This window comes from Halobacillus sp. Nhm2S1 (assembly GCF_019599545.1).
Taxonomy (GTDB): domain Bacteria; phylum Bacillota; class Bacilli; order Bacillales; family Halobacillaceae; genus Halobacillus.
Genome location: NZ_JAIEZV010000001.1, coordinates 697,119 through 714,390 on the forward strand (window position 1 = coordinate 697,119; position 17,272 = coordinate 714,390).

Genomic DNA, 17,272 nt, shown 5'->3' on the forward strand with positions numbered 1-17,272 from the left:
TTCCATCCCCCTATTCTACGAGCCACTCCATCTCGGTCATTTCGACGGAGTAATCTCCCTCTTCCAATTCATAATGTACTTTTTCAAAAGTCCCCTGATCTCCAGGGTTCATATAGTTCGGGAAAACTTTCACAGATTCAGAACGGACGACCTTTCCATCTTTATCGAGGATGTCGTACTTCACGGTCACCGTACTGATGATTTGAGTAGCCACACTTTTCAGCGACCCCGCTACTTTATAATCGCCGAATTCATCTTTCGTAATCGTGAGATCAACAAGTTCAAGCGCCTGAGTCTGGTTACGTAATTCATCCTGGGCTGCCTGCTGCATCGCACTTTCAAGCCTCTGCTGTTCCGCCTGCTCGAAAGCCGTTTTCTCCTGTTGGATCCGTTCCTTCAACTGAATCAACTTTTCATCATTGGAAACGTACTGCAAGCCCTGATCGATGAGGGCGATCGCTTCTGCATAGCGTTTCTCTCCCGCTGCTGCTTCCGCTTTCTTCGTCGATTGGTTCACGATTTTTTCAAAAATTTTGTCCCCTACTTTGGAGGCTTCCTCCAAATTAAGGCCGGATAATGTATTCAGTTTCCCTGCCAGTTCATCCACGTTTGTAATCTTCGAAAGTTCCTGATTGACTTCCTTCAACGTCAGTCTGGAATCCATTTCATTCATTTTCGGAATGAGCGTGACAAGTAGACGGCTGTCTTCCTGTCGTAAGGACTCCTGGATGGCCGTGAGCTTCTCACTCGCTTTTTTCAATGAACCTTCTTCAATCCACTGGCCCACCTTCTCAAGCTCCTGGTCCCACGTCAATGCTTCCTGCACAGATCCGAGCTCCTGTTGAAGGGCTTCCACCTCTGGACGGCGGTCAATCGCCCCGACGAGCAGCTTTTCCGCTTCCCGGTACTCCCCGGCAAGGGCTTCCTGCTCCGCTTCTTTTTTCATAGCGACCACTTCGGCATTCACATCTTTCTGGTAGTCATAAACAAAATAAAGGGCCACCCCCATTACGACCAGCATGACGAAAGGCGTAATGATTGGCAACCACGATCGTTTAGCCGTGCTATTCTGTTCTGGTGTTCGCATCAAGTTCTTTCCGCATTGAGAACAAAAACGGGCACCGTCATCCATCACATGTTGGCAATGAGGACATTCAGTCATGGTCCCGTCCTCCTTTTCTATCACTTTCATAATTCTGGAATCTCTAAGAATCCTTATCTATTATAGCATGCCTTACACTGGATGAGAAAACGACATAGGTCCCTTTTTTAAAAAAAGTTCCTTCATGCAGGATAAGCGCACGGCCCGTTCTCATTTGTCCGCATAAAATGGTATATCTCAAACCCGAGAGGAGGGTCCTCATGTCGAATCATCCTAATGAAAACAAGCCAAGCAGAAAGCCCTCAAAACCGTGTTGTGGACGTAAACGCAAAGGAACGTCCCGCTGAAAATAGCTGGAGCCGCAACGCATAGCGGCTCTTTTCAAAAAGGTGTCATTTGTCACAGGAATGTAATCTATTTGTAGGTATTTTGTCTTTGTATATCAAAATAGCGGTTGTTACAATGGGCGAAGAGAAACAACGAAAGGGGACATTTACTTATGAACAAACGTCTATTTTCCCTTCTTCTTTTGCCTATGATCGTCTTTGGCCTTGCCCTTCCGGCTTCTGCCGATGAAATGGACAAGCCCGCTCAAAATATAGAAACGAAATCCCTCTCTTTAGATAAGAAAACCAAAGATCTCGAACGTTTTCCTGACAAAGAAAAGAAAGCTGTCACAGCCTCTTCTGAGAAAGATGATGTGAAACGTACGGTTGCTGTTGAAGCCACTGCCTACACCGCCTTTTGCGATGGATGCAGCGGCATCACTTATACAGGCATCGATCTCCGTGCCAATCCGGATCAAAAAGTGATCGCGGTCGATCCGAACATCATTCCGCTCGGCTCTGAAGTCCGCGTGCCGGGCTACGGCACAGCCGTTGCTGGTGACATTGGCGGAGATATCGAAGGTCACCGCATCGACCTCTTTATGGCACAGGAAAAAGATGCCTTCGACTACGGTCGTCGTCAAATAGAAGTGGAAATCTTGAACTAAACTCTTCCTTATAGGGAGAGTTTTTTTATGGTCTGTATGGAACCTTCTCTATCCCCACCTTAACAAAAGAAATAAAAAACGCAGCTTCCTTTTCATAAGAAAGCTGCGTTTTTTTAATCTCTGCTGAACCTTGTTTTCTTCGCACACTTGTCTAAATAAAAACTTTCAACCCCACTGGTATGAAGCGCGACGCCATCTTCTAAAAACCACCATGTACCCTTGTCCAGCTGTTTGGTGATGAACTCAGTAGCTTCCCGCTCATTCATATCTTCGCTCAATTCCAGGTCATGCGTCACGACACGTTTACTGTCCAGCAGGAAAATCACGTGCCACTCTTTTTTTGATGCCATGTTAATCACTCCTTTTCCTATATGTAACTTACTATTACTTACCCACCTGCTTTTTAGTTTAATCTTAAAATTAAAACTCATACATCTTTTTCAAGGGACATAGGTAAAGCCTCTGTGCTTCTCGTTATTTATTAGCAGCTTTCGCAATTATATTAGCACGTTCAGTGAATATATTAGCAACTTTCCTGGGTTTATTAGCAGCTTTAGTGAATATATTAGCGACCTTCCTATATTTATTGGCAGGTTCAGAATATATAAGCCACACCCTCCTTTAGTAGCGTCTATCTCAGCCTGAAAAACAACAAAAAAGCCACGCCGAAAGCGTCGCTCTGATCAGTTAGTATTTTGGGGGAGGTGCGCCAGATGTACGCCAAGAAGTTCTTCGATTTGCTTTCCCACAAACAAAGAAAAACCAGCGAGTGACATATGAGCGAGCGACAGGTATAAGACATCCCTCCAATAAGTGTTTTAGGTCGTCCTGTCTACACATTTATTTTACCACTTGTCCTCGTTGAATCATGTTAATTCTACGTAAAGACTGGTCTTTGTTCTCTTTGTACAACCATTGTATGCAAGAGGATTTACAAATAGACGAGTCTCCGTTACAATACCAAAAGTTCAGTTAATACTAAGTAAACAAATCGGATTTAGGAGGAATGAAACATGCAACAACAGACTGTCCAGCAGACGGTCGAGGAAAACAACCGTTCGACCGTTGTCGCTCCGTTAGATCCGGTACAAAAACCATTCGTATGGATCGGAGCGATCTTATCGCTGCTTTTATTTATAACGATTGTATCTGTCACTACCTTCACGCAGGGCGTCTTGTTCTTAATCGGCCTTGCTTTCGGACTGGTGCTTTTGCATGCACGGTTCGGCTTCACTTCAGCCTTCAGACGGCTGATCTCCGTCGGGAATGTGCAGGGACTTCAAGCCCACATGCTCATGCTCGCTGTAGCGACAACGCTCTTCGCCATCATTTTAGGAACAGGATTCAGCTTTACAGGTAACGCGCCCCAAGGGTATGTGTTCCCTGTCGGCATCAGCGTCGTCTTTGGTTCCTTTATCTTCGGAATCGGCATGCAGCTCGGCTCCGGCTGTGCATCCGGAACGCTTTACACCGTCGGCGGAGGTAAATCTTCCATGATCCTCACGCTGCTCGGTTTTATCGGAGGATCCGTGCTGGGTGCTTATCACATCGGATTCTGGCGCGAAACGCCGACGCTCCCGGCTATTTCTTTAGCGGAGTCCACAGGCTTCGGTTATTTCGGCGGCTGGATTCTGCAGCTGGCGATTTTCTTAGGCATCTATGGCATCACGGTTAAAGTGGCTCGTAAAAAAAACCCGCCGAAAATGGCGCCACTGAAAACGGCGACCGGTTTGAAGAAATTATGGCGCGGCGCATGGCCGCTGCTTCTTGCCGCTGTGATCCTGGGCGTATTGAATGCCATCACCCTTGCTGTCCGCGGCAATCCTTGGGGCATTACTTCCGCGTTTGCGCTTTGGGGATCCAAATTCATCCAGATGTTCGGCGTCGATGTCGCGAGCTGGACGTACTGGTCCAATGATCCGGCACCACTCAATCAAACCGTCCTTGCCGATTCCACAAGTGTGATGAACTTCGGGATCATCCTTGGTGCGTTCATCGCGGCAAGCTTCCAAGGCAACTTCAAGCCTGGAAAAATCAAACCCGGCATCGGTGCGGCATCCATCATCGGTGGTGTGCTTATGGGCTATGGCGCACGCCTTGCGTTCGGATGTAACATCGGCGCCTACTTCGGCGGCATCGCCTCCTTCAGCCTGCACGGCTGGGTCTGGATGATCATGGCGCTCGCCGGCACGTACCTCGCTCTGTTCCTGCGGCCGTTGTTCGGGATGAAAAATCCGAACCCGAAAGATTCGATCTGCTAAGTGAAAACCTCCAGCTTCCGGGCTGGAGGTTTTTATAACCTGTTGATATATAGAATATTCAGCCGATATTTACCTGCTCTTCATTGATATATTGGTGATTTAACCGATATAATCTTAATTTAATTGATACCTGTCCAAACCACCCACCTGTTTCTTTTTCTGAAAATGTGGTATGATAAGAGCAGATAAAGGATACACATAAGAAAAGGACCACAGCTGGCACTGCGGTCCTCCCGGATCAGCGCTTCAGCCAAAGGGCGCAGCCTTAAAATAGACTCACCCGCATTCACGTCAGAATAGGGAGTCTATTTTTTTATGCGTAAAATCGCGACTACTAAGCCGAGAACGGAAACGATGAACGAACTGAACGCGATCATCACCATCAACGATTCATACATACTCAGAGGCATCACCCCCTTTGCTGTGGGGTTAGCCGACACCCTATTCAATTGGCGAAAAGCGTGATCCACTTTAAATTATACCATGTCCTTCCATAGAATCAGACAGGCTTTTTGGACTATCCCATTAAAAAAGGAAGACCCTACCTCGGGCCTTCCTTTCCACTTATAACAACTTCGCAACAAACTTCCGGCTCCTCGGCCCATCGAACTCACAGAAATAAAGTCCCTGCCAAGTGCCAAGCACAAGACTGCCATCTTCCACAAGCAGCGTCTGAGCATGTCCGACCGTGCTCGTCTTCATATGGGCAGCTGTGTTCCCTTCCGCGTGGCGATCTTCCGGGTGGTCCCATGGATACACTTCACGAAAGCGGCGCAGCATGTCTGTCTTCACGTCAGGGTCGGCGTTCTCATTCACCGTCAGGCCTGCCGTCGTGTGCATCGACTGCACAACGACAACGCCGTCCTTGACGCCCTCTTCTCTGATCCAATCCTGAACTTGACTGGTTACATCGATCATTTGGTCATGGTGATCGGTTTTCACATGAAACGTCTTCAACATATCCTCAACCTCCGATTTCTGAAGCGGCAAACGCTTCTAGTTTTTCATAGGTCGCATTTTCTTCTTCAAAAAATTGTTTCTCGGAAACTTCAAAAGTGCGGGCTTCCCAATCGATGTCGACTTCTGCTTGATAGACATTGGTTCCATTCCCGCGCAGCTGGATGGAGAAACGTCCGTCCTTCTTTTCTACGACACAGTTGACGAGTCCACCTTTGTTGATGACGACGATCGGTTTATCCAGCTCATTCGGACCTAGAATCGTTGATACTAATGAAGAAGCGCTCATTGCTGTGCCGCAAGCATTCGTCAAACCAACCCCTCGCTCGAATGTCTGGACGAAGATTTTATTTTTCTCTAACACCTGGACGTAGCTGACGTTCACGCCGTTTGGAAAAACATCCGGCAGATTGTTCGCCTTTTTCCCGACCGCAAGCAGCTCCTCTTGATCGACGGAATCGACGAGGCTCACGATATGCGGGTTTGGTACGCTTAAGGCTGTGAATGTGCGGGTATCGGACAACTCTGGAATCTGCACATCCACCGCTTCTTTCCCCTCAAAAATCATCGGCAGGGAGTCGACCTCAAAACGGACAGGCTCAATCATGACAGAGAACGTATCGATCTCCGGGAAGATTTCCTCCACTTGTGAAACGGGAAGGACGGCCTTTTCTGTTTCTATCGCGATTGCCTTTTTGCCGAGTTTCTCAATCATATGGCGTGCCACACAACGCAGGCCGTTGCCGCACATTTCCGCTTCCGTTCCGTCTGAGTTGAACATCCGCATCCGGCCTTCTGCTTTATCACTCGGCATCACAAAAAGAATGCCATCCGAACCGATCCCCTTTTCCCGGTCACATAATAATAGCGAGAGTTCCTCGCGCTCTTTTTCTGAAAAACGAAAGTCGTGTTCAATCTCATCGATCAGGATGAAATCGTTCCCCGATCCGTGGCATTTGATGTATGGAATCTTCATAATAAACCTCTCCCCTGGCGTTCATTTTTTCATTATCATAGCATACATACGCGTAAAAAAAGAAGCGTGTGACCGTTAAGCCGCACGCTTTTTCATCAACCATAAAAAGTAAGGCGCACCAATCAGGGCAACGAGGATCCCTGATGGAATTTCATTCGGAGCAAGCAGGGTCCGGCTGAACAAATCAGCGACGACCAACAGCGCACCGCCGATCAACATCGTGACAGGCAGGAGCTTCTGATTGACACTTCCGACAAGCAGTCGTGCCAGGTGCGGCGCGATCAGGCCGACGAAGCCGATCGAACCGACCGCAGCGACACTGCAAGCGACAAGGAGTGTAGCGATCAACGCCATTTGGAAACGGACGTTCACGACATGCAGTCCGAGTCCTTTGGCCGTATCATCCCCAAGGGACAGGACGTCGAGCGTTTTAATGTAAAACGCAAGCAGAGGGATGAACAACAATACCGGCCAGAGCAGGTATTGCAGCAGTTCACTCCACCCTTTGGCATAGGTCGTCCCGGAAAGCCACGTTAGTGCAGAAGCTACACCGATATCCGCCTGGACGACCATGATTTGAATCAGCGCTGAACCAAAGGCCGACATCCCGATTCCGAGTAACGCGAGCACGGTCGGCTGGAATTCTGCTTTCGCCCCTAGAGCCATAACGACGATGAAGAACACGAAGGCCCCAGCCATCGCACCGACTGGAATCCAAACGGCCGACACACTGAACCAGTACATCGTCATCAACGCACCGACACCTGCTCCTGAGGTGATTCCTATAACAGAGGGATCAGCAAGCGGGTTCCGTAACACTCCTTGGAAAATGAGCCCACTGACCGCGAGAATCGCTCCGCTGAACAATGCAACAAGCGCACGAGGAAGCCTCAAGTCGATGATCAAACTTTGAAGGAAGGTGTTCGCTTCCCCGAAGAACGCGTTGTAGGTGACCAACGGTTCAAATCCGTAGTTTCCAGAAGCAAGGCTGACGAGCAGCGTGACCGTAATGACCGCAAGCAAAACGGGCAGCAATTTTTTCATGGAAAGGCTTGCGGAGTTCTTCCCTGCCATAATCGCCCCACTGTCCTGGCTGCCTGTCCGCTTCATGCGCATGACAAGCCAGATGAGCCATGGTGAACCGACAAGTGCGGTGATCGCTCCTACCGGCAGTTCGTTGAAGGACGGATCGATGACGCGGGCAAGGACGTCCGCTAACAGCAGCAAGTTTCCTCCCCATAAAAAGGACCCTAAGATAAGCGGCAGGTGGGCACGGTAACCGATCAATTTGATCAAGTGCGGCGCGACAAGTCCGACGAAGCCGATCGGTCCGACGATACTTACCGTCACACTCGTCAAAAGCACAGCAGCGATGATGTTCACCACTTTTACACTGCGCACATTCTGCCCGAGCGCTGTCGCGACATCGTCCCCTAAAGTAAGCGTGTCGAGTTTGCTTGAGTAGATCAGCGTCACGACTACTCCGACGATGATGACCGGCAGTGAAAACGTAACGCCATCCCAGTCATTCTGGATTAACGTCCCTGAGCCCCACAAAAACAGTCCCTGCGTTTCATTTTCATAAAAAATCTGCAGGACGGATGTGAGCGCTGAGAACAGGAATGTGACGATCATCCCGGCAAGCACCATCCGGACAGGTGTCGCATCCGAACCTCCGGATAGAACGTAAACGAACAGGAACGTCAAAATACCGCCGAGAAAAGCGGTCATGATTCCGTTCCCTACCATAGCCGCCGGCAGGAAGATCGTTGTGACAACGACAGCAAAATACGTTCCGGAATGGATGCCGAGCGTACTCGCAGACGATAACGGGTTTTTGGTGACGGTCTGCAGAATCACACCGGATACAGCAAGTGCACCACCGGCGATGATTCCCATCACGGCCCGCGGCATCCTGAGTGTACGAACCGTATGGTGCTGCAGCGTATCCTGAGGATTGAAGATCGATTCAACGACGACACCCAGTGGGATCTCTACATTCCCCTGATTGATATGTATAAATGTTAAAAGACACAACAACGCGGTCCCACCTCCGAAGGTGAGAACCGCAATCATTGTGTTCTTAAGCGTAGAATTCATAACATCCACTCACTTTATTTTTCTTCAAGTGCTGCGTTGACCACTTGTTCAGCTAGGACTTCTGCAGATAGTGGTCCACCGAATGTCCAGGCATCCCCTGGCATTTGATACGTGCGATCTTCTTTTACGAACGCAAGATTTTCCCATACCGGGTTGCCAGCCAGCTGATTTTCAAAAATATTGTCTTCTTCCTGAACGATGTAGAAGAAGTTGGAGTCCTGATAGTTTTGCAGCGCTTCGACGGTCGTTTCCGTATAGCCGTACACTTCAAGCTTTTCGGACTCATAATCGTTCTTCATGCCCATGCTGTTCATGATCTGTGCGACCATGGAGTTGTCTGTGAACAAGCGAAGCGTCGGCGTATCCTGCATCGTGAACGCTTGAGTGATCACATAGTTCATGCCATCTTTTCCAGCCTCTTCAAGACGGGCCTGCTGCTCTTGGAATGTATCCTCCATATCAGAAAGGACTTGTTCAGCCTTGTCCTCTTTATCGACGATTTTCGCCATTGTGTTGAACTCATCCTTCATGTTCTGGAACTGATCCTGTGCTGCCTCTTCAGAATACGGGGCGAACATGACTGTTGGTGCGATGCTTTCCAAATCCTCTTTGATGGCATTGTGACGGAAATCAACACCAATGATCAAATCAGGGTTCAAACGGGAGATCGCTTCCAAGTTCGGCTCCTGACGCGTTCCTACATCCTCTACTTCTTCACTAAACGGAATACCAACGTTGACCCAGTCGCCGTATTGTTCAAGACCAGCGACCCCGACCGGCTCCATTCCAAGCGCCTGAAGGTTTTCCGCATAGGTCCACTCGAGGACAACGACTTTCTTCGGAGTACCTTCAATCGTTTGTTCTCCGTTCGCATCTTCAATCGTCACCGAGCGAGTTTCTTCTTCTGTTGTTTCTTCTTCCTGATTGTCAGTTCCTTCACTCTCTGAACCTTCCTCAGATCCGCCACCGCAGGCAGCTAAAACGACAAGCCCAAGCATAAGGGCAAATAGCCAAAACTTTTTCATGATTGACATCCTTTCACACATTTCTATTATGTAGAACCCTTGATCAATCGCTTCATCTTTATACCCTTTTATAAAACTTCAACGAATGATAAAGATTCTCATTATCATTACAAACATTATCCTACCTCAGACTCAAATTTCTGTCAATGAAAACTTTTCTCAATTAAGAGACTGTGGAACGTTAGGACGCGATCCACACGATTATGAATCCATCTCCCCCAGCCAATCATAAAAAATCAATCCTTTCCGAGACTCAAATCCTTCCTTCCGCACCAGCTGTTTAAACACTTCCATTAATCCACCATAAAAATAGCGCAGCAATTCTGTACGCACCATCCCTTTCTTATAAGCAAAAACTGCCTGTTTAAATGTCTCATTAATCTTATCCAAATAATGCTCGAGCGGCTGATCCAGCTTCCATTGTTTAAATGCACTCTGGACCGTCCGCCAAGCCGGTAACACCTGCTCCACGCCTACGAATGGCAGTGTGGTTTCAATAAAAGAAGCCGGGATGAACGATGGCAGAAATGTCGCATCAAATGGTACAACATTACTAATAGAAGATTTCCACTGTTTTTTCTTTGTTTCGGGTGTAGATTTGGGTGGTTGAGGGTTGTCCTGTTGGGGAGTTGCCGTTTTTTGTGGGGTGGCAGGAAGGGTGTCATAAGGGGTGTCATCCGAGGGTAAAAAAAGATCCGGCTGCGGGAGGAACACGAGCAAGTTGCCCCCCTGCCGTCCGTTCGGCTTTTTCGTTGTCACTTTTTCAATCAGGTGCTCGGCCACCAAACACCTTAATGAACGAACGACTGTGCTCTCACTCAAGCCAGTTCCTTTCACGATTGTCGCTCTTTTCGGAAAAGCAACACCCGGAAACTTGACAGCATGACGCCAGATGAAAGTGAGTACCTTGAGTGTCCCTTCTGACAAGGCTGCCTTTCTTTTGTACAAAAAACTGCGCACATGCAGGTCGAGCTCTTTTTTATCTTTGAAGCGCTGATGATCCTTTACGCTGTTCCAATCCATTTTTCTCCACTCCCATTTAATGGTCTCAAACTATAATCGATAGAAGTGAGAGTTTGGTGTCTAAGAAAATGAATTTTTTCATAAAATTTAGTGTTCGGACACTTTGGATTGGCGTTAAGTCACTTTGCATAAGCGTTCGGTCACTTTCCCCCGACGTTAAGTCACTTTGATTCCCCGCCCGGGCACTTTCCCACAGGACAAGCCATCCTAAATCCTTCGAAAAAACCTGTTTAAACAAGCCTCGAAACGGTAATTCTAAAATTGTCGGCCCAATTTATGAACATTTTGTGTCCAAAGTGCGAATTTTTTGTTACAATAATATCAAAGAAAACGTTTACATTAAGGAAACATCAATAAGGAGATGATTTTCATGGGTGCGATCGTAATGTTCTTGATTTTGGCGACAGTGGCTCCATTTCTATTCTTACAAGCGAAAAAGATGGCGTTCGCCGTCGCGCAATCGATTCTGCTCATCGGCATGTGGTTGTACTTCTTCCAGGTGACGATGTACACAGATCCGGGAGCATTCTCCATTACATGGTCAATGTTCTATCTCGGTTTGATCGGCGCGCACGTGGCCTGGGTGATGTTCATTGTGGCAACGGTGAAATCAAGCCCAAGTTATCAAGATAGCTTAAACAAAGAAAAAGAAACGCTCCTTTCCTGATTTCAGGAAAGAAGCGTTTCTTTTTTTAGTCTCTCGGCTGAAGTTTGTACAGTTGGATCATCGCCTGTACGAAACTGAAACCAGTGAGAATATATAAAACAAATTTAGGGTCATAGGAGGAATAAAGCGCTCCGCCTAAGGAAAAGGCCGTGAGCAATATGCAAAGAACGAATCCAACTAAATCTTTCCAAGGCCATCCGGCCTCCATCGGCATGTTTTGTTTTTGTTCCATCCTGATAACCCCCATTTGTTTTAGTGACCGCTATGGTCTTCTGATTGCTGCTCTTCGTGCTGTTGGTTCTCGCCCATATCCCCGTGGTCTCCATGGTCATGCCCGAAGGACATAACGAAAAGGGAGCCAGCGACTAAGATTCCAGCGAGTGCAAAGCCGTGAAACATCATGTTCCATGGCACATGTCCATTTCCGCTTGAAGCTTCCGTGACGTGCATAAACATGAACAATTGAACGCCTGCCTGCAAGAGAGCCAAAATCATGATGCCGATAATGACCCATGTGACTGGCAGATCAGATTGAATCGCTGCCCAGGCGGCAACCAGCGTCATCACGAGTGACAAGATGAATCCAATGACGTGATTCATCGGTACGCGTTTTTTAGAATCGGCCATATTAAATCACCATCCCAATCAAATAGACACTTGTGAAGATGAAGATCCAAATGACATCAAGGAAGTGCCAGTATAAGCTGATGATAAAGAATTTACGGCTTGTGACATTCGTCAGTCCGCGCTGCTTGATTTGGATCAAGAGCAGAATCGCCCAGCCGATACCAAGTGTGACGTGCAGTCCGTGTGTTCCGGCAAGGATGAAGAACGCTGACCAGAAAGCACTGGACTGGATCGTCGCTCCTTCATGCGTATAGTGGACGAATTCAAAAATCTCAAAGCCAAGGAATCCAAGACCAAGAGCTAACGTAATGATCATCCAGAGCATCAGCCCTTTGACCGATCCCCTTCTCATTTCGTGAATCGCAAGACCACAGGTGAAACTACTTGTCAAAAGCAGGAAGGTCATGACAAGAACGATGCCCGGTTCGAACAATTCGCTTGGCAGCGGTGCATCGGCCGTACGACCGAACAACACCGCATACGTTGCGAAAAGAGTAGCGAAGAGGACGACTTCGGCTCCAAGGAAAATCCAGAAGCCCATGATGCCCATCTGACCTTCTTGGGTGCGATATTCTAAAGGACCTGTTTTCAGTTCTTCCGCAGCCATATCATAACCCCCTCGCTTTTTTCTCTGTGCGTTTGATTTCTTCTACCGGTACATAATACCCGTCGTCATAATCGAAGGAACGGCGGATCATCATGAACACGGCACCGATTAATCCGAAGACGGCGACATACATCCATTCGAAGACGAGACCGAAACTGGCAAGTCCAAGGAGGGCCATCATGATGAACGGCTGTCCTGTATAACTTGGCATGTGGATCGGTTTCACTTTGTCTTCTTCAAACGTCGTCTTGCCTTCTTCTTTCATACGGATATATGGATCGATTTCATCGACATATGGAACCGTTGCAAAGTTGTAATAAGGTACTGGTGTCGTTGTCGCCCATTCAAGCGTACGACCATTTCCATTCCAGGAGTCGCCTGTTGTTTCGCGCTCGCTGTAACGGAAGCTGTAGTACACGTTGTAAACGAACACGATGAAACCAAGTCCCATTCCGAAGGCACCGACAGTTGAGATGACGTTCAATGGAAGCCACTCGGCGACGTTCGTGATGAACAAACGACGCGGCATGCCGTCAAGGCCTAGGAAGTATTGCGGGAAGAAGCAGACATGGAAGCCGAAGAAGAACAACCAGAATGCCCATTTACCCAAACGCTCGTTCATCTTGTGACCGAACATTTTCGGATACCAGAACACAAGACCTGCAAAGCAGGCGAATACAGTACCAGCGATCAGCACGTAGTGGAAGTGCGCGATCAGGAAGTACGAGTTGTGGAACTGATAGTCCGCTGCTGCCATACCGAGCATGACACCTGTGACACCACCAAGGATGAAACTTGGGATGAAGGCCAGAGACCACAGCATCGGTACGGTGAACTCGATTTTCGATTTATACAAGGTCGCAAGCCAGTTGAAGATCTTCACTCCGGTCGGTACGGCGATCAACATCGTCGATACAGAGAAGACGGAGTTGACGAAAGCGCCGGCACCCATCGTGAAGAAGTGGTGGACCCATACTAGGAAACTGAGCAATGCAATGACGATCATCGACCAAACCATCACATTGTAGCCGAATAGTCGTTTTTTCGCGAATGTGGCGATGACTTCGGAGAAAATACCGAAAGCAGGAAGAATAACGATGTACACTTCCGGGTGTCCCCACATCCAGAACAGGTTCGCCCACATCATCGGCAGGCCTTCCCCTGTCAAAGTAAAGAATTGTGCACCGAAAACTCGGTCAATCGTAAGTAGCGCAAGAGCTACTGTCAAAATCGGGAATGCGAACACGATGATGAAACAGGTCACCAATGTCGACCATGTGAAGATCGGCATATGGAAAAGCTTCATGCCAGGAGCACGCATTTTCAAAATCGTAACCATCAGGTTGATCCCTGTAGCAAGGGTACCAATTCCGGATAGCTGCAGTCCCATAAGGTAGAAGTTTTGTCCAGGTCCAGGGCTCATCGCTGCACCGGAAAGCGGGGTATAACTTGTCCACCCGGCATCCGGAGATCCTCCGATGACGAAGGAAATGTTGAAGAGCGCCATTCCGAAGAAGAAGGACCAGAAACTTAAGGCGTTCAAATATGGAAACGCGAAGTCACGCGCTCCGATCTGTAATGGAACGATGATGTTCATGAGTCCGATCAAGAACGGCATCGCCATGAAAATGATCATGATCGTTCCGTGCGTTGTGAAAATTTCGTTATAGTGCTGGGAGTTCAAGAATCCCAAATCAGGAAATGCCAGCTGCACCCTCATCATCATGGCGTCGACGCCACCACGGAATAACATGAGAAGGGCACTTAAAATATACATGACACCGATTTTCTTATGGTCAACGGTCGTCAACCATTCGCTCCAAAGCCATTTCCATTTTTTGAAATACGTCAGAATGAAAAGGAGGGCGATCCCTACTAGGGCCATCGATACCATGGCACCATAGATGATCGGTTCACCGGTGACTAGAATATCTGTAATGTGCATGTCTTCACCTGCTTTCTTTACGTTCTATTGGAAGCTTTCTTGTTTCTCAATTTCATATAAATGAAGCTTCTCTTTGAATTGTTCACGGTAGTTTTCTACCACGTAGCCCATACCATCTTTCGTATGGTGCTTCACATACTCTAAGTGCGTGTTCGAGAAGGATTCAACATCAGTCAAACCAGGCTGCAACAATTCATTGTAGCGATCAGCCGTCAACTCAGGGGCTTCGTTTTGAATCTCTTGTGCCCAAGCGTTGAACTCTTCTTCACTTTCGGCATGCACTTTGAAGGTTTGTGCAGCAAAGCCTTCACCGTTGAAGTTGGAGTTACGTCCATCGTAGACGCCTTCTTCATCGGCCTGCAGATACAACTTCGTCATCATACCTGCCATGTTGTACTTTTGACCGCCAAGTGCCGGAATCCATAGCGCAGACATCGAGTCTGCCGAAGTCAATCGGAATTCAATCGGGCGATCGGTCGGGATGTGTAAGTAGTTCACGGTTTCAATATCCTGTTCCGGATAACTGAAGAACCATTTCCAATCCGCAGTTGTCGCATAGACAACGAGCGGCTCTTTCACCTCTTCACCGGCAGCGGGCTCCGGAGGCTTTTCCAAATCGAACAGTGTCGTAACCGTTGGTATGGATAATAGGACGACAATAATAATAGGAATGACCGTCCAGATGACCTCGATGGTCGTATTTCCATGCAAGTTCGGGTCATAGTCACTTTCTTTACGTCCCGGTCGGTTCTCACGGTACTTGATGAGCATGTAGGCAAATAGAGCAAACACGACAACAATGATTCCAAGCATGAACCAAAGGGAGTATACAATCAGGTCATATTGACTTTGAGCGACCGGCCCTTTGGGATCGAGCACAGTCATTTCCAACTGCCCGCACCCGCTTAAGAAAAGAATCAAGCCGAGCGGCAGCAAACCTAACCATCTATTACGGAGATGTTTAGCTTTCATGAATCTTAACCCTCCTATCAATCTGTTAAATTATAAGTATAAAACTCGGAAACTAGGAGCTGTTATACGTATCAGGGCTTGACTGATTATATCAGATTTTGCGGAATTAGAAATACAAGTTCACAACTTTGTCATACATCGTTCAAAAACTTTTAATAAATCCGCCACATGATTGACGCTTTCAAGGAAATTACTAACAATTTAATAAAAAATAGGATGGAACTGCAGGAAGGAGCTGTCATTTTCAAACGTCGAATAAACAGGAATAAAGGGGGATGATGAGCTTCCCACTCTCCTTACCCATACAGCTGATGGAACGAAACCTTTTCCAGCCAATAGTGCCTTACACAATTTTCAACTTTCTACTAAAAAAATAAGAACCTGTATCACTTTTGATAGTGATACAGGTTCTCTGAAATGATGAAACACCTTTTATGGAAGAAGGACGATTTTTCCTTTTTTGCCCGATTCCTTGAAATACTGCTGCGCTTCCTTTGCTTCCTCTAGAGGGAACGTTCGGTCGATCACAGGCTGTATTTTCTGTTCAGAAATCGCTTTTAACATGCGTTTGAATTCTTCCCGTGTACCTAAAACCGATCCATACATGGTGATGTGTTTCAGATAAAGGGTACGGAAATCGAGTTCTGTCTTTTGACCACCGGAAGAGCCGGATGTGCAAAACTTGCCGCCCTTTTTCAGCACGGTCAGCGCTGTAGAGAACAGTGCATCGCCGACGACGTCGAGCACCGTATCGATCGGACCGCCGTTCGCTTTTAAAATTTCTTCCTCCAGATTCTCGGATTTATAAGACAGGACATGAGTCGCTCCGAGTTCCTTCATTCTCTCTTCCATACTCAAATCCCCGACGAGTGCAATGACGTCTGCTCCGAATACTTTTGATGCGATCTGCACGTTCAGCGAGCCGACGCCGCCGTTTGCTCCTGTGACCATCACGGTTTCGCCTGGTTTCGGCTGCACTTGTTCGACCATATGCCAGGCTGTCATACCACTTACAGAAAACACACAGCTTTCCGTGTAATCTTCAAGCGGCATATCAAAGCAAAGCTCTGCCGGCCACACGACATACTCGGCATATCCGCCATCATACTCGGAGCCGATGAAGGACATGTCTTCTGTAATGTGTTCTTGTCCATCGGGACCACTGGATGTGAATGGGAATAGAACGACATCTTTCCCCATCATTGTTTCATCGACTTGTGCACCGACCTGGACGACTTTTCCGGTAATATCAGAACCCGGGGTACGCGGGAATTGAACGCCTTCCGGACGCCAGCCTGACTTGCCGCCTTGTCCATAAGCCCCTTCCCTCATCCAGATTTCTGTATTATTGATGGCACAGGCTTTCACCTGCACGAGCACTTCATTTTCTTTCGGTTCTGGCGTAGGGATATCTGACAGCTTTAACTGATCCACATCGCCATATCCGGTTACTTGAACAGCTTTCATCTCGAGGCACCTCTTTCCGATTCGCTTTTCTTAACTAATATGCGACATTCATCATAAGACTATTCAATGCTTCCATCAAGTGATTAGCTCACATTATCTCATTCAGGATCCAAGACAGGAAGGAACACCTCAACGTCTTCTCCGTTTTCCGTTGGGTGATAAGTTTCTACAATATAAGTGAGCCAATCCCGCGTGAGATTCTGTTCCATTCTCCACTGCCCCACTTGGTTGTAGAGGAGGTCTATGCAATCGATGGATCCTTCAGCCGATACATAGGTTCCGGATACCTCTAAATACTCCATCCCTTTAGGCACCTGACTCGGCCTATCTTTCACCAAAATGCCTACATAATAGTGACCCTCAAGATGATCATCATTCATCTTTGGCTCAAAAAGGGCGATTTCGATATTGGTATGGTTTTCGATTTCTCTCGTCCGATGTAAAAGCTGTCTCGCAAAGTCCGGGACTTCGGTTGCAAAATTTTCAAAAGCTCCATGGCCTTTGATGGCGACAATTCGAAAGGTTCGTTTCAATGTACTCATGTAGAAC

18 protein-coding genes are annotated in these 17,272 nt (G+C 47.6%); 3 read left to right on the forward strand and 15 right to left on the reverse strand.

The features are described from left to right. Window positions 1–10: 10 nt before the first annotated feature. Window positions 11–1,162 (reverse strand): zinc-ribbon domain-containing protein, encoded by a 1,152-nt coding sequence (locus tag K2225_RS03540; RefSeq protein WP_220583498.1) that lies wholly within the window; start codon window positions 1,160–1,162, stop codon window positions 11–13. A 439-nt stretch (window positions 1,163–1,601) separates the two neighbouring features. Between K2225_RS03540 and K2225_RS20160 the strand changes: the two genes are divergently transcribed. After that, window positions 1,602–2,096 (forward strand): 3D domain-containing protein, encoded by a 495-nt coding sequence (locus tag K2225_RS20160; RefSeq protein ID WP_220583499.1) that lies wholly within the window; start codon window positions 1,602–1,604, stop codon window positions 2,094–2,096. Window positions 2,097–2,209: 113 nt separating this feature from the next. On the opposite strand, the gene K2225_RS03550 is transcribed toward K2225_RS20160, so the two are convergent. After that, on the reverse strand, window positions 2,210–2,446 hold the full coding sequence (locus K2225_RS03550) for a hypothetical protein (RefSeq protein ID WP_146813490.1): 237 nt from the start codon (window positions 2,444–2,446) through the stop codon (window positions 2,210–2,212). A gap of 663 nt (window positions 2,447–3,109) precedes the next feature. Between K2225_RS03550 and K2225_RS03555 the strand changes: the two genes are divergently transcribed. Then, entirely contained in the window at window positions 3,110–4,357 is a 1,248-nt protein-coding gene (locus K2225_RS03555; protein WP_220583500.1) for a YeeE/YedE family protein, read from the forward strand. Between the two features lie 305 nt (window positions 4,358–4,662). Here the strand turns inward: K2225_RS03555 and K2225_RS20165 are convergent, their stop codons facing one another. From K2225_RS20165 to K2225_RS03585, 6 genes are all read right to left on the reverse strand, one after another. Then, complete coding sequence (locus tag K2225_RS20165; protein ID WP_146813494.1) at window positions 4,663–4,767, reverse strand: putative holin-like toxin; 105 nt, start codon at window positions 4,765–4,767, stop codon at window positions 4,663–4,665. 154 nt (window positions 4,768–4,921) lie between these two features. Then, a complete protein-coding gene (locus tag K2225_RS03565) occupies window positions 4,922–5,317 on the reverse strand; it encodes a secondary thiamine-phosphate synthase enzyme YjbQ (RefSeq protein WP_220583501.1) in 396 nt (131 codons plus the stop codon). Window positions 5,318–5,321: 4 nt separating this feature from the next. Then, window positions 5,322–6,290, reverse strand: a complete 969-nt coding sequence (gene dapF / locus K2225_RS03570) for a diaminopimelate epimerase (protein ID WP_220583502.1) — start codon at window positions 6,288–6,290, stop codon at window positions 5,322–5,324. A gap of 75 nt (window positions 6,291–6,365) precedes the next feature. Further along, a complete protein-coding gene (locus tag K2225_RS03575) occupies window positions 6,366–8,390 on the reverse strand; it encodes an iron ABC transporter permease (protein ID WP_220583503.1) in 2,025 nt (674 codons plus the stop codon). Window positions 8,391–8,404: 14 nt separating this feature from the next. After that, a complete protein-coding gene (locus tag K2225_RS03580) occupies window positions 8,405–9,415 on the reverse strand; it encodes an ABC transporter substrate-binding protein (protein WP_220583504.1) in 1,011 nt (336 codons plus the stop codon). Between the two features lie 201 nt (window positions 9,416–9,616). After that, a complete protein-coding gene (locus tag K2225_RS03585; protein WP_220583505.1) occupies window positions 9,617–10,438 on the reverse strand; it encodes a helix-turn-helix domain-containing protein in 822 nt (273 codons plus the stop codon). A gap of 370 nt (window positions 10,439–10,808) precedes the next feature. Between K2225_RS03585 and K2225_RS03590 the strand changes: the two genes are divergently transcribed. After that, window positions 10,809–11,105 (forward strand): hypothetical protein, encoded by a 297-nt coding sequence (locus K2225_RS03590; RefSeq protein WP_220583506.1) that lies wholly within the window; start codon window positions 10,809–10,811, stop codon window positions 11,103–11,105. 25 nt (window positions 11,106–11,130) lie between these two features. Here K2225_RS03590 and K2225_RS03595 read toward each other — a convergent pair whose 3' ends face one another. From K2225_RS03595 to K2225_RS03625, 7 genes are all read right to left on the reverse strand, one after another. Then, complete coding sequence (locus K2225_RS03595; protein WP_146813506.1) at window positions 11,131–11,337, reverse strand: cytochrome C oxidase subunit IV family protein; 207 nt, start codon at window positions 11,335–11,337, stop codon at window positions 11,131–11,133. Between the two features lie 20 nt (window positions 11,338–11,357). Continuing rightward, window positions 11,358–11,732, reverse strand: coding sequence for a cytochrome aa3 quinol oxidase subunit IV (gene qoxD, locus K2225_RS03600; protein WP_206946216.1), 375 nt, complete (start codon window positions 11,730–11,732; stop codon window positions 11,358–11,360). A 1-nt stretch (window position 11,733) separates the two neighbouring features. Beyond that, complete coding sequence (gene qoxC / locus K2225_RS03605) at window positions 11,734–12,339, reverse strand: cytochrome aa3 quinol oxidase subunit III (protein WP_206946215.1); 606 nt, start codon at window positions 12,337–12,339, stop codon at window positions 11,734–11,736. 1 nt (window position 12,340) lies between these two features. Then, window positions 12,341–14,284: a cytochrome aa3 quinol oxidase subunit I gene (qoxB, locus tag K2225_RS03610; RefSeq protein ID WP_220583507.1), complete on the reverse strand. Its 1,944-nt coding sequence runs from the start codon at window positions 14,282–14,284 to the stop codon at window positions 12,341–12,343. A gap of 24 nt (window positions 14,285–14,308) precedes the next feature. Continuing rightward, window positions 14,309–15,256: a cytochrome aa3 quinol oxidase subunit II gene (qoxA, locus tag K2225_RS03615; protein WP_220583508.1), complete on the reverse strand. Its 948-nt coding sequence runs from the start codon at window positions 15,254–15,256 to the stop codon at window positions 14,309–14,311. 432 nt (window positions 15,257–15,688) lie between these two features. After that, window positions 15,689–16,723, reverse strand: a complete 1,035-nt coding sequence (locus K2225_RS03620; protein WP_220583509.1) for a zinc-binding dehydrogenase — start codon at window positions 16,721–16,723, stop codon at window positions 15,689–15,691. A gap of 98 nt (window positions 16,724–16,821) precedes the next feature. After that, window positions 16,822–17,265, reverse strand: coding sequence for a GyrI-like domain-containing protein (locus tag K2225_RS03625; protein ID WP_220583510.1), 444 nt, complete (start codon window positions 17,263–17,265; stop codon window positions 16,822–16,824). Window positions 17,266–17,272: the final 7 nt, after the last annotated feature.

What these genes read in the sequence shown, in the direction of transcription:
- K2225_RS03565 (WP_220583501.1), bottom strand. Translation starts at nt 5,317, where the DNA reads ATGTTGAAGACGTTTCATGTGAAAACCGATCACCATGACCAAATGATC.
- K2225_RS03585 (WP_220583505.1), bottom strand. Translation starts at nt 10,438, where the DNA reads ATGGATTGGAACAGCGTAAAGGATCATCAGCGCTTCAAAGATAAAAAA.
- qoxA (WP_220583508.1), bottom strand. Translation starts at nt 15,256, where the DNA reads ATGAAAGCTAAACATCTCCGTAATAGATGGTTAGGTTTGCTGCCGCTC.
- qoxD (WP_206946216.1), bottom strand. Translation starts at nt 11,732, where the DNA reads ATGGCCGATTCTAAAAAACGCGTACCGATGAATCACGTCATTGGATTC.
- K2225_RS03590 (WP_220583506.1), top strand. Translation starts at nt 10,809, where the DNA reads ATGGGTGCGATCGTAATGTTCTTGATTTTGGCGACAGTGGCTCCATTT.
- K2225_RS03540 (WP_220583498.1), bottom strand. Translation starts at nt 1,162, where the DNA reads ATGACTGAATGTCCTCATTGCCAACATGTGATGGATGACGGTGCCCGT.
- dapF (WP_220583502.1), bottom strand. Translation starts at nt 6,290, where the DNA reads ATGAAGATTCCATACATCAAATGCCACGGATCGGGGAACGATTTCATC.
- K2225_RS20160 (WP_220583499.1), top strand. Translation starts at nt 1,602, where the DNA reads ATGAACAAACGTCTATTTTCCCTTCTTCTTTTGCCTATGATCGTCTTT.
- qoxC (WP_206946215.1), bottom strand. Translation starts at nt 12,339, where the DNA reads ATGGCTGCGGAAGAACTGAAAACAGGTCCTTTAGAATATCGCACCCAA.
- qoxB (WP_220583507.1), bottom strand. Translation starts at nt 14,284, where the DNA reads ATGCACATTACAGATATTCTAGTCACCGGTGAACCGATCATCTATGGT.
- K2225_RS03580 (WP_220583504.1), bottom strand. Translation starts at nt 9,415, where the DNA reads ATGAAAAAGTTTTGGCTATTTGCCCTTATGCTTGGGCTTGTCGTTTTA.
- K2225_RS03555 (WP_220583500.1), top strand. Translation starts at nt 3,110, where the DNA reads ATGCAACAACAGACTGTCCAGCAGACGGTCGAGGAAAACAACCGTTCG.
- K2225_RS03620 (WP_220583509.1), bottom strand. Translation starts at nt 16,723, where the DNA reads ATGAAAGCTGTTCAAGTAACCGGATATGGCGATGTGGATCAGTTAAAG.
- K2225_RS20165 (WP_146813494.1), bottom strand. Translation starts at nt 4,767, where the DNA reads ATGCCTCTGAGTATGTATGAATCGTTGATGGTGATGATCGCGTTCAGT.
- K2225_RS03595 (WP_146813506.1), bottom strand. Translation starts at nt 11,337, where the DNA reads ATGGAACAAAAACAAAACATGCCGATGGAGGCCGGATGGCCTTGGAAA.
- K2225_RS03625 (WP_220583510.1), bottom strand. Translation starts at nt 17,265, where the DNA reads ATGAGTACATTGAAACGAACCTTTCGAATTGTCGCCATCAAAGGCCAT.
- K2225_RS03550 (WP_146813490.1), bottom strand. Translation starts at nt 2,446, where the DNA reads ATGGCATCAAAAAAAGAGTGGCACGTGATTTTCCTGCTGGACAGTAAA.
- K2225_RS03575 (WP_220583503.1), bottom strand. Translation starts at nt 8,390, where the DNA reads ATGAATTCTACGCTTAAGAACACAATGATTGCGGTTCTCACCTTCGGA.